Origin of the sequence: Pseudonocardia sp. KRD291, from assembly GCF_019263595.1 — a bacterium.
GTDB lineage: Bacteria > Actinomycetota > Actinomycetes > Mycobacteriales > Pseudonocardiaceae > Pseudonocardia.
Genome location: NZ_JADQDD010000173.1, coordinates 1 through 13030, shown reverse-complemented (window position 1 = coordinate 13030; position 13030 = coordinate 1). Strand labels below are relative to the sequence as shown.

The window sequence follows — 13030 nt, the reverse complement described above, 5'->3', positions numbered from 1 at the left end:
CCGGCGGGCGGTGGCGGGGGATGGGAGTGGTTTCGGTCATCGGGTAGCGGCCTCCTCGAACGCGCGGGCGGTCAGGGTGCGGACCAGGCCGCGGCGGTAGTGCGCGCTGATCCCCGGCTCGTCGCGCAGATCGATCGCCGCGGCAACCTCGTCGGCCATGGCCGTGGGGCCGGTGCCGGTCGGACGCACCGTCACCGGGACCGGGCCGACCCCGCCGAGCACGACCGACGCCCCGCCGGGGGCATCGAGGTCCACAGCGGACGCGACGATCGCGAAGTCCCCGCGCCGGTCCGCGTACTCGGTGAGCGCGGCCCGGCGGGCGGGCCGGGGGAACACGACCTCGACGACCATCTCGTCCGGCTCCAGCGCCGTGGTGAACGGCCCGAGGAGGAACTCGCGGGCGGCGATCTCGCGGCGCCCGGACGGGCCGTGCGCGACGACGACCGCGTCCAGCAGCACGGCCAGCACGCACCACTCGGCGGTGGCGTCGGCGTGCGCGAGGGAGCCGCCGACCGTCCCGCGGGTGCGGATCGGCAGGTGACCGACCCAGCGCATCGCGGCGGAGAGCACCCGGTGCTCCGGGCCGAGGTCGGTCTTCTCGATCGCCCGGTGCGTGGTCAGGGCGCCGATCCGCAGCGCGCCGCCGTCACGGTGGATGCCGGACAGGCCGTCCAGGTGCGTGATGTCGACCAGGTGCTCGGGCCGGGCGAGGCGGAAGTTCATCATCGCGACCAGGCTCTGACCGCCGGCGATGATCTTCGCGTCCTCGCCCAGCTCGGCGAGCAGCTCCACCGCGCCCGCGACCGAGTGCGCGCGGTGGTAGGTGAAGGCGGCCGGCTTCACGGCGTGCGGGTGCTCTCGGCGGTGGCGGCGTCACCGGCCGTGTCGGGGTCGCCGGCGGTGGCCGGATTGCCGGCGGTGGCGGGGTCACCGGCCGTGGCCGAACTACCGGTGGTGGCGGGGTCGCCGGCGGTGGCGGCACCGACCGGACCGTCGACGGTGATCCGGTCCAGCTCCCGGCCCTTCGTCTCCGGCGCGCACAGCGCCATGTAGGCCACCGCGCCCAGCACGATCACGCCCATCAGCGAGAACGTCAGCGGCAGGCCCAGCACCGGCCAGAGCAGGCTGCCGAACACCAGGGGCACGAACCCGGTCACCGCCCGGCTCATCGACGACGCCCAGCCGAAACCGCTGGCGCGCAGCTCGGTCGGGTACAGCTCGGAGACGTAGGCGTACATCACCGGGATCACCACCAGGGCGAAGAACCCGAACACCGCGATCATCACGATCGCCGCCGTGGACGACTCCAGTACCAGCGAGAAGACCACCAGCGACAGCGCGGCCAGCGGCGCCGCGACCCCGATCACCCACTTGCGACCGACGACCTCGACCAGCAGCACCGCCACGATCACGCCGAGGATGCCGACCGCGTTCATCACCGTGGTGGACCCGAACGCCGCGACCTCGCCCATGCCCTGCGCACGCAGGATCGAGGGCATCCAGCTCAGCGCCGCGTAGTAGACGACCATCACCGAGATGAACAGCGCCCAGGCCACGCCGGTGACCTTCGGGTTGAACGCCCACACCAGCTTGAGCTGCTCGGCCGCGGCGGCCAGGCCCCGCTTGCGCGAGGCCGCCGGAACCGGGACCACGGTCGGGATCTCGTAGGGCTCCGGCGCCGCCCCGGTCCGGGCGACCATGTCGTCGATGACGGTCCGCGCCTCGGCCTCACGACCGGTGCGGGCCAGGTAGATCGGCGACTCCGGAACACCCCGGCGGATCCAGAACAGCAGCAGCGCGGGCAGCACCATCAACGCCAGCATCCAGCGCCAGTTGCCGTCCACCGGGACCAGCAGGGTCGCGGTGAGCCCGGCGAGCGTGGTGCCGATCGGCCACCAGCCGTCCATCGCGGCCAGCACCTTGCCGCGCTGCTTGCGCGGGGAGAACTCGCTGACGATCGCGTAGTCGACCGGGATGCAGCCGCCCAGGCCGACTCCGGCCAGGAACCGCAGCACCAGGAAGATCTCCCAGCTCGGCGACAGCGCCCCGAGCACGGAGAACAAGGCGAAGATCATCAGCGTGATGCTGAAGGCCTGTTTGCGGCCCATCCGGTCCGCGATCGTGCCCCAGGCGATCGCGCCGACCGCCATGCCGATCAGGTTGGCCGTCGCGACCAGGCCGCGCTGGCCGGTGGACAGGCCGAACTCGGTGCCCAGCAGCGGGGTGAGGAAGCCGTTGAGGGCGACGTCCCAGGCGTCGAACATGTAGCCGAGGCCGCCGATGATGAAGATCTTGCCCTGCACGTTCCACCGCCAGGGCAGGTCTTGGACGACCTGGTCTCCGGTACGCATGGTGGGCTCCTGTCTGGAGGGTGGAAGAGAGGTCAGCGCGCGAACTGGTAGGTCAGCGCCTCGTTGTCCGGGTCGCGCAGCGGGCTGCCGCGCCAGAGCCAGTCGTAGGAGACGTCGGACTCGCCGTCGAAGCGGCGCAGCTTGGCGTCGCGCTCGCGCTGCTCCGGGCCGTCGGGGAGGTGGTAGAAGTCCATGTTCGCCCAGGAGGCGTCCTGCACCATGCCGGCGTGTTTGGCGCGCCGGTCGACGTAGCGCGCCAGTGCGGCGTCGACGCCGTCCCGCCCGGCCGCGCCGAGCTCCTCGGCCAGCACCGCGCCGTCCTCCATCGCCTGCGACGCGCCCTGGGCCTGGTAGGGGAGCATCGCGTGGCAGGCGTCGCCGAGCAGTGCGACCCGGCCGTCGACCCAGACCGGGTCGCGCCGGCGCCGGTAGAGCGCCCAGACCGAGACGTCGTCCTTGGCCTTGGACAGCATCGCCGGGACGCGGTCGTCCCAGTCCGGGTACTCGGCCGCCAGCTCCTCGGCCGAGGCCGGGCCGCTCCAGTTCCGCTCCACGTCCGGGGTGCAGGGCACGATCGCGACGACGTTGAGGTACTCCCCGCCGCGGATCATGTAGTGCACCAGGTGCTTGTCCGGGCCGTACCAGATCGTGGAGTGGTAACGGTCGGCCAGGAACCGGGTGGCCGGGTCGGCGACGATCATCTCGCCCGGGATCAGCGCGCGGTAGGCCATCTCGCCGGAGAACACCAGGGTGTCGTCGAACCCGGCGAGGTCGCGCACCGCGGAGCGGATGCCGTCCGCGCCGACGAGCACGTCGCCGTCGAACCGGGCGCCGCGGGCGGTGACCGCCACCGGCCGGGACGGGTCGGCGCGGTCGATCTCGACGACCTTCGCGTCGGTGTGCACGTCCACGACCGGCCCGGGGCCGTCCGGGTCGAGGCAGGCGTCGAGCAGCACGCGGTGCAGGTCGGCGCGGTGGTAGTGCCAGTAGGGCGCGCCGTAGGTGTCGACCACCCGCTGCGCGAGCGGGAGCTGGGCGATGATGCTGCCGTCCGCCCAGCGCCTGCGGACCTGGTCCTGGGGCTCGGTGTGGATCCGCTCGAGCTGCGCGCGCAGGCCGAGCCCGATCAGGATCCGGCTGGCGTTCGGCGCGGTCTGGATCCCCGCCCCGACCTCACCGAGCTCCGACGCCGCCTCGAGCACCGTGACCCGTAGGCCCTTCTGGCGCAGCGACAGCGCCGCGGTGAGACCGCCCAGGCCACCGCCGGCGATCGTGACCTGGAACGACTGGCTCGGCGCCACGTCAGCCTCCTCGTCATCGCATTGGCCCTGTGATCCGGGCCGCTCGTCCGTGCGGAACTAATCCGAGCACGTACTATCCGAGGACGCAAGAGTTTTCGGTCAGTTGACCCCGCGGCGATACCGGCGGACACACCGCCGTAACCCGGATCAGGGGAGGTCGCGCGCCGCCACGGACTCCCAGCGCTCGCCGAGGGTGTTGAGCAGCTCGGCGAGTCCCGCGCGCAGCTCGGGCGGGCACCCGTCGAGCAGCGCCTCGTCGAGCCGCCGCGTCCGGCGGGTGGCCTCGGCGAACGTCTCCTCGCCCTCGGCGGTCAGCGAGAGCAGCTTGCGGCGGGCGTCGTGCGGGGACTCGACACGCCGGATCAGCCCGCGGCGCTCCATCCGACGGCACACGTCGGCCATGGTGGACGTGTCGAGGGCGACCGTGCCGGCCAGCGAGCTCTGGTCGGAGTCCGGGTAGGCACGCACGGCGGAGAGCACCGCGAACTGGGGGCCGGTCAGGACCGGGTCGACGTGCCGGTTCCATGCGGCCAGATAGGCCTGGTAGAGCCGTCGGGCCCCGTAGCCCGGGGCGGCGACGAGGTCGGACGGCGGCCCCGGAGGGGTCCCACGACCGTTCTGTCCGCGTGCCCCGCCGGTCCCCGTTCTGCTCGCGCTGGTCACCTGCGAGATGGTACGTGTCCGGATCATTATCCGGACGGTCCGGGCCACGCGCGGTGAGCGGGCGCGGCGCGCGTCGGCGGGCCGGGGCCCCGGGGTCGTAGGCTCGGCGTGTGCGGGGTGCGGGCGTGGGTCTTCTGTCGGGACTCGCGATGCTGCTGGCGACGGCGGCGTGCGCGGCAGGGCCGCCGTCCCCGGCAACCCCGGCCGGCCCGGCCGCGACGCCGGGGCCCGCACTGACCGACCTGACGCGCCTGGCCGCGCGCCGGATCGCGCTGTCCGACACCGTCGCCGCCGCCAAGTTCGGCACCCCGTCGCCGATCGAGGACCCGGCCCGGGAGCGGCGGGTGGTCGACGACGCCGCCGCGGTGGCCTCGCGCGAGGGCCTCGACCCGGCCCGCGCGCAGACGTTCTTCCGGGACCAGATCGAGGCCAGCAAGGTCGTGCAGCGGGGCTTGTTCCGGCTCTGGGCCGACCGCGTGGACCTGCGCCCGCGCGCCCGTCCGGACCTCGGCGCCGTCCGCCCGGAGCTGGACCGGATCGGCGCGCAGATGGTGGCCGGGCTGCGCGCCACCTCGCCGGTGCGGGCGGGTGCCGGGTGCCCGGCGGCGCTGTCGGCGGACGCGGCGGCCGTCCCCGGCGACGCGCTGCACCGGGAGGCGCTCGATGTCGCCCTCCGGTCCGTGTGCGGCACATCCTGAGCGTGCCAGCATGATCGTCGTGACGGACGACGTGGCGACCTGGACGGCGACCCGGCTGGCGCGGGCGGTGCGCGATCGGGAGACCGGGAGCCGGGAGCTGCTGGAGGTCTACCTCGGGCGGGTGGCGTCCAGCGAGCTCGACGCCGTGGTCACCGTCGACGCCGAGCGGGCCCGTGCCGAGGCCGCGGCCTGCGCCGACGAGACGGCGCGCGGGCACTCCCGCGGCCCGCTGCACGGGCTGCCGATCACCGTCAAGGACGCGATCGAGGTGGCCGGGATGCGCTGCACCGGCGGCGCGACCGAGCTCTCCGAGCACGTCCCGGACGCCGACGCACCGGCGGTGGCGCGGCTGCGCGAGGCCGGCGCGGTCGTGTTCGGCCGGACCAACGTGCCGCGCTTCTCGGTCGAGCTGCAGACGACGAACGAGCTGTTCGGCACCACGTCGAACCCGTGGGACCTCGCCCGGACGCCGGGCGGCTCCTCCGGCGGGGCCGCGGCCGCCGTCGCCGCCGGGCTGACCGCGTTCGAGCTGGGGACCGACATCGGTGGCTCGATCCGGGTCCCGTCGCACTTCTGCGGCGTGTTCGGGCTCAAGCCGAGCTTCGGGCTGGTCCCCACGTCGGGCTACCTCGACCAGGTCGGGGGCGGCGCCGTCGAGGCCGACATCAACGTGTTCGGCCCGCTCGCCCGCGGCGCCGACGACCTGGACCTGCTGCTGCGGGTCCTCGCCGCGCCCTCGCCCCGGCGCTCCCCGGCCTGGCGGGTGGAGCTGCCCGAGCCGCGGGTGACCGGCCTGCGCGACCTGCGGGTGGCGCTCTGGTCCGAGCACCCGGCACTGCCGGTCGACCCCGCGTACGCGGCCGTGCTGCGAGGCGTCGCCGACCGGCTCGCCGGCGCCGGGGCGCGGGTGGCCGAGGCGCAGCCGCCGGTGGACCCGGCCGAGCAGCTCGGGCTCTACCAGCAGCTGCTGGCGGCCGCGGTGTCGCCCTCGCTGCCCGACGAGCTCGCCGTCCCGATGGCCGGCGGGCACCGGGAGTGGCTGCGCGCGCAGGCCGCACGCGCGGCGATGACCGGGGCCTGGGCGCGGTGGTTCGCCGACGTCGACGTGCTGCTCTGCCCGGTCACGTTCACCACGGCGTTCGCGCACGCGACGCAGGGCCGGTTCGGCACCCGCATGATCCCGATCGAGGGCGGCGAGCTCTCCGACGCCCGGCTCGTCGACTGGCCGGGGATGATCGGGCTGCTGGAGCTGCCCTCGGCGGTCGCCCCGGTCGGGACGACCGCGGCGGGCCTGCCGGCGGGGGTCCAGGTCGTCGCGCCGTACCTGCAGGACCGGCGCGCGGTGGCGGTGGCCGGCCTGGTCGCCGACCTGTGTGGCGGCTACCGGCGCCCGCCGCACCACTGACGGCGCGCTATGCGGTGCCGACCGTGTCCAGGTCGTCGTCGCGGGTCTCGCGCAGGGCGAGCACGCAGAACAGGCTCAGTACCGCCAGCAGGGAGATGAACCCGCCGATCGCGATGCTGCCCAGGCTCGCCTGCAGCGCCGTGGCCACCAGCGGCGGGACGGCGCCGCCGAGGACGCCGCCGAGGCTGTAGGCCATCGACGCGCCGCTGTAGCGGTGCCGGGTGTCGAACAGTTCCGGCAGGTAGGCGGCCATCGGGCCGTAGGACAGGCCCATGATCGCCAGCGCGCCACCGAGAGCCACCACGACCAGCACCGGCGAGCGGGTGTCGAGCAGCGGGAACATCACCAGCCCCCAGACGACCCCCGCGACGCAGCCGGCGAGCACCACGCGTCGGCGTCCGAAGCGGTCCGAGGCCAGTGAGCTGCCCGCGGTGAACACCCCGAGGAAGATCACCGCGATCATCGTGAGCAACAGCATCTCGGTGCGCGGGATCTTCAGCACCGACGTGCCGTAGGACAGGCAGTACGTCGTCGCGGTGTAGAACAGCGCGTACTGGACGATCATCGCGCCGGAGCCGAGCAGCAGCTCGCGCGGCTGGTGGCGCAGCAGGCCCACCAGCGGAACGCGAGTCGGAGCGGCGCGGCGGAACACCGGCGACTCGGCGATCCCGAGCCGGACCAGCAGTCCGACCAGCACCAGCAGTGCGCTGGCCAGGAACGGGATCCGCCAGCCCCACGCCGCGAACGTCGCGGAGTCCATGCCGATGCTCAGGCCGAGGAACACGCCGTTGGCGAGGATGAACCCGATCGCCGGCCCGAGCTGCGGGAACAGCGTGTAGAGGCCGCGCTTGCCGGGCGGGGCGTGCTCGGCGGCCAGCAGCGCCGCGCCGCCCCACTCCCCGCCGAGGCCGATGCCCTGCACGAACCGCAGCGCCACCAGCAGGATCGGCGCGAACACCCCGAGCGTCGCGTAGCCGGGCAGTGCCCCGACCAGCGCGGTGGACAGTCCCATCGTCAGCAGCGAGGCGATGAGCATCGACTTGCGGCCGATCCGGTCGCCCCAGTGCCCGAACAGCGCCGAGCCGAGCGGGCGGGACAGGAACGCGACGGCGTAGGTGGAGAACGCGGCGAGCGTCCCGGCGACCGGGTCGAGGTTCGGGAAGAACGCCGCGTTGAGCACCAGCGCCGCGGCGATCCCGTAGGCGTAGAAGTCGAAGAACTCGATCGTGGTGCCGATGAAACCGGCGACCGCGATCCGCCCCATGGACACCTGCGGCACCGTCTCGGCGCCCACCCCCGACTCCATGCGCGGCATCGTAAGCGATGCTCACGTGTGCGGAGCACCTAGCGGGCGCGCAGGCCCTCCACCAGCAGGTCCAGCAGCCGTCCGGCCTGGGCGCGGCCGTCCGGCTCGTTCGCGGTCATGCAGACCCCGCTCATGCCGACCAGCACGTCGGAGCCGCCGACGCAGGTCGTCGCGCCCGGCTCGGTGACGTCGGACGGCGCGAGGTCCGGGCGGAGCGTGCCGTCCGCGGCACCCGCGGCGAGCAGGCGTCCGACGGCGGCGCCCATCCGCTCCCGGCTGTGCGCGAACGGCGTCCCGCCGCTGGCGACGACCGCGCGCAGGGCGTCGGCCATGTGCTTCTTGGTCACCATGTAGTCGACGAACCGGTCCATCCACGCGCGCAGGGCCGCATCGGCGGGCATCCGCGTCAACAGGTCGTCCGCGGCGTCGCAGAGCCGGTCCAGCTCGTTCCGGTAGACGGCCTCGACCAGTGCCTCACGGGTGGGGAAGTGCCGGTAGAGCGTCCCGATCCCGACGCCGGCGGACTTCGCGATGCCGTCCAGCGTCGCGTCGGTCCCGTCCGCGGCGAAGGCGGCCAGGGCGGCGTCGAGCAGCAGCTCGCGGTTGCGAGCGGCGTCGGCGCGCATCCCACGGCGCGTGCTGGTGGACATGAGGGCCCCTTCTCCGCGACGACACCGCCCCGCGACGGCGACGTCGGTGATCAGCGTAGTTCAGATTTCGGCTTGCCAACCGGAGGGTACTCCGTTTAGAGTTCTCCTCGTACCGGAGGATCCTCCGATTCTATGCCCCGGGCCTGCTTTTCCGGCGACCCCTCGCAGACGGGAACCCCACCATGACTGCGCCCACACTCCTTCGTACCCCGTTCGGCGCCGAGACCACCGCTGACGAGGTCCTGGCCGGCGTCGACCTCTCCAGCCGCCGCGCCGTGGTCACCGGCGCCGCCTCCGGCATCGGCTACGAGACCGCGCGTGCCCTGGCCGGTGCCGGCGCCGAGGTCACCCTCGCCGTCCGCGACGTCGACGCCGGCGAGCGCGCCCGCGCCGAGATCGCCGAGATGACCGGCAACCCGATGGTCCGCGTCGGCGAGCTCGACCTGGCCGAGCCGTCCTCGGTCGCCCGCTTCGTCCGGCTCTGGGACGGGCCGCTGCACATGCTCGTGAACAACGCCGGGGTGATGGCCACGCCGGAGACCCGCACCGCCGCGGGCCGGGAGCTGCAGTTCGCGACGAACCACCTGGGCCACTTCGAGCTGGCCACCGGCCTGCACTGGGCCCTGACCGCCGTCGACGGCGCGCGGATCGTCTCGGTCAGCTCGACCGCGCACCTGCGCGCCGGTGTCGACCTCGACGACCCGCACTTCCTGGACCGCCCCTACGACCGTTCGGAGGCCTACGCGCGGTCGAAGTCGGCGAACGTCCTGTTCGCGGTCGAGGCGGCGCGGCGCTGGGCCGACGACGGGATCAGCGTCAACGCGCTGACCCCCGGCGGCATCCGCACCGGCCTGCAGCGCCACCTCTCCGACGCCGACCTGGCCCGCCTGCGCATGCAGGCCGGTGCCGGTGCCGGTGCACCGCAGGAGATCCCACGGTGGAAGACGCCGGAGCAGGGCGCGGCCACGTCGGTGCTGCTGGCCGCGTCACCGCTGGTGTCCGGCGTCACCGGGCGGTACTTCGAGGACGTCAACGAGGCCGCGCCCGCCGAGCCGGGCGTCTACCGGGGCGTCGCCGCGCACGCGGTCGACCCGGACATCGCCGCCCGCCTGTGGGAGCTGTCCGAGCGTGCCGTCCGCGACGACGCCTGGTCGCACTTCTCCACCTGGCCCGCCGCCGCCTGAGGGGACTCAGGCGTTGCGGAGCCAGACCGTCGTGTCGGCGGGGACGGAGCCGTATCGGGTGAGCGGTCCGCTGGCCAGCATCACCTCGGCGTCCTCGGGCAGGGAGACCGGGGCCGACGAGACGTTGACCAGTGCGGTGAAGCCCGGGTCGCGGGAGAACGCGAACGTGCCCTCCGGCGAGTCCTTCCACCTCAGGCCGCCGACGCCGAGCGCGGGGTGCGCCCTGCGGATCGTCAGGGCGTCGCGGTAGAGGTGCAGGATCGACTCCGGGTCCGCCTCCAGCCTCTCGGTCGTGCACGCGGCGAACGCGTCCGGCTGCGGGAGCCAGGACCCGCCCCGACCCGGCGCCGCGTTGATCGAGAAGCCGTAGGGCGGGGTGTCGCCGGACCACGGCAGCGGCACCCGGCAGCCGTCCCGGCCGCGCTTGGTGTGCCCGGACAGCACCCACGTCGGGTCGTCGAGCTGGTCCTCCGGGATGTCCTCCGCCTCCGGGAGTCCCAGCTCCTCGCCCTGGTAGAGGTACGCGGTGCCGGGCAGCGCGAGCATCAGCAGGGTCGCGGCGCGGGCCCGGCGCAGGCCGAGGTCGAAGTCGGCGGGCCTGCCGACGAGGTCGTCGAGCCAGTAGCCGCGGCCGGACTCCGGCGTGCGGGCCAGTCGCGACAGGTGCCGGGCGACGTCGTGGTTGGACAGCACCCAGGTCGCCGGCGCGCCGACGGCGTCGTTCTCCGCGATCGCCTCGGCGATGTTGTCCTTCAGGTCCGGCGCCAGCCACGCGGCGCGCAGGAAGTTGAAGCTGAACGCCGTCTGCAGCTCGTCCGGACGCAGGTAGCGGGCCAGGCGCTCCGGGTCGGGCACCCAGGCCTCGGCGACGAACACCCTGGGCGGGTCGTAGGAGTCGGCGATCCGGCGCCACGAGCGGTAGATCTCGTGCACCTCGTCGCGGTCGAGGTAGGGGTGCTTGCCGTCCTGCTCGTCGTTCACGCCCTCGACGAGGTCCGGCAGGCCGTCCTGCTTGATCATCGAGTTCGCGACGTCGATCCGGAAGCCGTCCACGCCCCGGTCGAACCAGAAGCGCAGGGTGGTCTCGAAGTCGTCGCGGACCTCGGCGCTGTTCCAGTTGACGTCGGGCTGGCTGACGTCGAACAGGTGCAGATACCACTCGCCGGGGGTGCCGTCGGCCTCGGTGACCCGTTCCCACGCGGGCCCGCCGAACATCGACTCCCAGTTGTTCGGCGGCTCGGCGCCGTCCGGGCCGCGGCCCGGACGGAAGACGTAGCGCTCCCGCTCCGGTGAGCCGGGCGCCGCTGCGCGCGCCTGACGGAACCACTCGTGCCGGTCCGAGTGGTGGTTGGGCACGATGTCGAGCAGCACCTTGAGTCCGCGCTCGTGTGCCTCGGCGAGCAGTGCCTCGGCCTGGGCGGTGTCGCCGAAGGCCGGGTTGATCGCCCGGTAGTCGGCCACGTCGTAACCGCCGTCGGCCAGCGGCGACGGGTACCAGGGGTTGATCCAGATCGCGTCGACGCCCAGGCGGGCCAGGTGGTCGAGTTTGCCGCGCAGTCCGGCGATGTCCCCGACGCCGTCGCCGTTCCCGTCGGCGAAGCTGCGGATGTAGACCTGGTAGACGACGGCGTCGCGCCACCAGTCGAGGTCGTTCGCGGTCGTCATGCCCTCTCCCCGTGCCTGGCTGTTTCTCGTTGTTTCATACTGTTTCACAGTGTTGCAGGAGCTGTCGACGCCCTTGCAGAATGGGCGTGGACGAGGTGACGGGGGAGACATGACCGACGAGCCGGGACGGATCGGGGTGCGTGAGGTCGCGCGCCGCGCCGGGGTGTCGCCGGCGACGGTGTCCCGGTCGCTGCACGGCGCCACCTCGGTCTCGGCCGCGACCCGGGAGCGGGTGCTGCGGGCCGCGTCCGAGCTCGCCTACGTGCTCCCGGGCGCACCCGCACCGCACGGGTCGACGATGACGGTCGGGGTACTGGCCCGGTTCCCGACGCAGTGGTTCTTCGCCGAGGCGATCAGCGGGGTGGAGCAGGTCCTCTCCGGTGCCGGGTTCGGCACGCTGCTGCACAACCTCGGCGACCCGGCCGGTCGGGCGCACTTCTTCGCGACGCTGCCGGTGCGCGGGCGGGTGGACGGGCTGATCGTCGTCGCGTCGGCGTTCGACGGGGCCGAGCGCGACGCGGTCTCCTCGCTCGGCGTGCCGGTCACGGTCGTCGGCGGGGACCTGCCCGGGCGGCCGCGGATCGGCGTCGACGACCGCGCGGGCGCCCGCGCCGCCGTCCGGCATCTGGCCGGTCTCGGGCACCGCGACATCGCGCTCGTCTCGTTCGACCCGGACGAGGCCTGCGGCCGGCACACCACCCGGATCCGCCGCCAGGGCTTCGCCGACGCCCTGGTCGAGGCCGGCATCGCGGCCCGCGACGAGTGGGTGGTCGCCGAGGGCGCCGGGATCGACGCCGGGACCCGTGCCGCGGAGCGCCTGCTCAGCTGCGCCACGCTGCCGACCGCCGTGTTCGCGATGTCCGACGAGCTGGCGTTCGGCCTGGTCCGGACGCTGCGCCGGGCGGGGGTCGACGTGCCGGGACAGGTCTCGGTGGTCGGTTTCGACGACCACGAGATGGCCGCGGTGTCGGACCTGACCACGATCGCGCAACCGGTCCGCCGCCAGGGCGAGCTGGCCGCGCGCACGCTGCTGGACTCGCTCTCCGGCGGCGACCCGCAACCGTGGGTGGACCTCCCGACCCGCCTGGTCGTCCGCGGCACCACCGGCCCCCCGCCGCACCGCGCCGGACGCACCGCGGCCGAGTGACGCGCCACGGCCGTGCCGGCGCGTCCGCTGCGACGTGGTGCGTCACTCGGCGCCTGCGGTGCCCCTGCCCCGGCTCTGCCCCGTCGCGTCGTCCGGGCCGGCGCCCGGCCGCTCCCGGGTGGGGCCGTTCGCACCGTCCGGCGACCGGTCCTGGAGCTGCTCCAGCCGTGCGAGCGTCGCCTTCAGGGTGGCCTCGGCGCTGTCCGCGCGCACCGTCTCGTTGCGGCCGTGCGCGAGCAGGGCGGCGACCCAGGACGCCCAGGAGTCGACCTCCGCCCGTCTGTACCCCCACGGCACGGTGGCGAACACCGGAGGCGCACCGGAGGAGGCCGGGCAGGCGGCGGTGTCACCGGTCAGGACGTCGCCCACGCCCGCGAGCGGCCGGAAGCGGGCTGCGACGCCACCCTCTCGGATGTCACGGTGCGGGAACTCCCCGCGACGTTCGGTGACCATGGGGTCAGTCAACTCATACGTTCGGGGGTACCGCGACCCGGGATGGGGGAGCGTGGTCTCCCCGTCGGTGAAAGGTGGTGCAGCGGCTCCGAGACGTGCCGGAGTCCTGTTCGGACCCGAGATCAACGAGGTGTCCGTGTCGGCGAACGGTTCGGGTCCGGCGGACCTCGCGGGGCGGCGGACTGTCGGTGGGTCGTGCTTGTCTGG

At 73.9% G+C, this 13030-nt stretch carries 12 protein-coding genes; 4 read left to right on the top strand and 8 right to left on the bottom strand.

Annotation, left to right across the window (positions count from 1 at the left end; translation table 11 throughout):
• Positions 1-36 precede the first annotated feature (36 nt).
• From I4I78_RS21390 to I4I78_RS21375, 4 genes are all read right to left on the bottom strand, one after another.
• The gene (locus tag I4I78_RS21390; RefSeq protein ID WP_218613235.1) at positions 37-843 is read right to left on the bottom strand and encodes a xanthine dehydrogenase family protein subunit M; all 807 of its coding nucleotides are present in this window, start codon (positions 841-843) and stop codon (positions 37-39) included.
• Positions 840-2351, bottom strand: coding sequence for an MFS transporter (locus I4I78_RS21385; RefSeq protein ID WP_218613234.1), 1512 nt, complete (start codon positions 2349-2351; stop codon positions 840-842). The genes I4I78_RS21390 and I4I78_RS21385 overlap by 4 nt, the downstream gene beginning before the upstream one ends.
• Positions 2352-2383: 32 nt before the next feature.
• A complete protein-coding gene (locus I4I78_RS21380) occupies positions 2384-3652 on the bottom strand; it encodes an FAD-dependent monooxygenase (protein ID WP_218613233.1) in 1269 nt (422 codons plus the stop codon).
• Positions 3653-3799: 147 nt separating this feature from the next.
• A complete protein-coding gene (locus I4I78_RS21375; protein WP_308252272.1) occupies positions 3800-4315 on the bottom strand; it encodes a MarR family winged helix-turn-helix transcriptional regulator in 516 nt (171 codons plus the stop codon).
• Positions 4316-4440: 125 nt separating this feature from the next.
• Here I4I78_RS21375 and aroQ point away from each other — a divergent pair, with 125 nt between their 5' ends.
• Together aroQ and I4I78_RS21365 are read left to right on the top strand one after the other, a co-directional pair.
• Complete coding sequence (aroQ, locus tag I4I78_RS21370) at positions 4441-5013, top strand: gamma subclass chorismate mutase AroQ (RefSeq protein WP_308252271.1); 573 nt, start codon at positions 4441-4443, stop codon at positions 5011-5013.
• Positions 5014-5023: 10 nt separating this feature from the next.
• Positions 5024-6418, top strand: a complete 1395-nt coding sequence (locus I4I78_RS21365; protein ID WP_218613231.1) for an amidase family protein — start codon at positions 5024-5026, stop codon at positions 6416-6418.
• 7 nt (positions 6419-6425) lie between these two features.
• Here the strand turns inward: I4I78_RS21365 and I4I78_RS21360 are convergent, their stop codons facing one another.
• Both I4I78_RS21360 and I4I78_RS21355 read right to left on the bottom strand, forming a co-directional pair.
• Positions 6426-7724: an MFS transporter gene (locus tag I4I78_RS21360; protein WP_226380162.1), complete on the bottom strand. Its 1299-nt coding sequence runs from the start codon at positions 7722-7724 to the stop codon at positions 6426-6428.
• 38 nt (positions 7725-7762) lie between these two features.
• Positions 7763-8374 (bottom strand): TetR/AcrR family transcriptional regulator, encoded by a 612-nt coding sequence (locus I4I78_RS21355; protein ID WP_218613230.1) that lies wholly within the window; start codon positions 8372-8374, stop codon positions 7763-7765.
• A 182-nt stretch (positions 8375-8556) separates the two neighbouring features.
• Between I4I78_RS21355 and I4I78_RS21350 the strand changes: the two genes are divergently transcribed.
• Positions 8557-9558 (top strand): SDR family NAD(P)-dependent oxidoreductase, encoded by a 1002-nt coding sequence (locus I4I78_RS21350; protein ID WP_218613229.1) that lies wholly within the window; start codon positions 8557-8559, stop codon positions 9556-9558.
• A 6-nt stretch (positions 9559-9564) separates the two neighbouring features.
• On the opposite strand, the gene I4I78_RS21345 is transcribed toward I4I78_RS21350, so the two are convergent.
• Positions 9565-11223 carry a glycoside hydrolase family 13 protein gene (locus I4I78_RS21345; RefSeq protein WP_218613228.1) on the bottom strand — a complete coding sequence of 553 codons (1659 nt, stop codon included), beginning with the start codon at positions 11221-11223 and terminating at the stop codon, positions 9565-9567.
• Between the two features lie 109 nt (positions 11224-11332).
• On the opposite strand from I4I78_RS21345, the gene I4I78_RS21340 reads away from it, so the two are divergent.
• The gene (locus tag I4I78_RS21340; protein WP_218613227.1) at positions 11333-12370 is read left to right on the top strand and encodes a LacI family DNA-binding transcriptional regulator; all 1038 of its coding nucleotides are present in this window, start codon (positions 11333-11335) and stop codon (positions 12368-12370) included.
• A 42-nt stretch (positions 12371-12412) separates the two neighbouring features.
• On the opposite strand, the gene I4I78_RS21335 is transcribed toward I4I78_RS21340, so the two are convergent.
• The gene (locus tag I4I78_RS21335) at positions 12413-12823 is read right to left on the bottom strand and encodes a hypothetical protein (RefSeq protein ID WP_218613226.1); all 411 of its coding nucleotides are present in this window, start codon (positions 12821-12823) and stop codon (positions 12413-12415) included.
• Between the last annotated feature and the right edge of the window lie 207 nt (positions 12824-13030).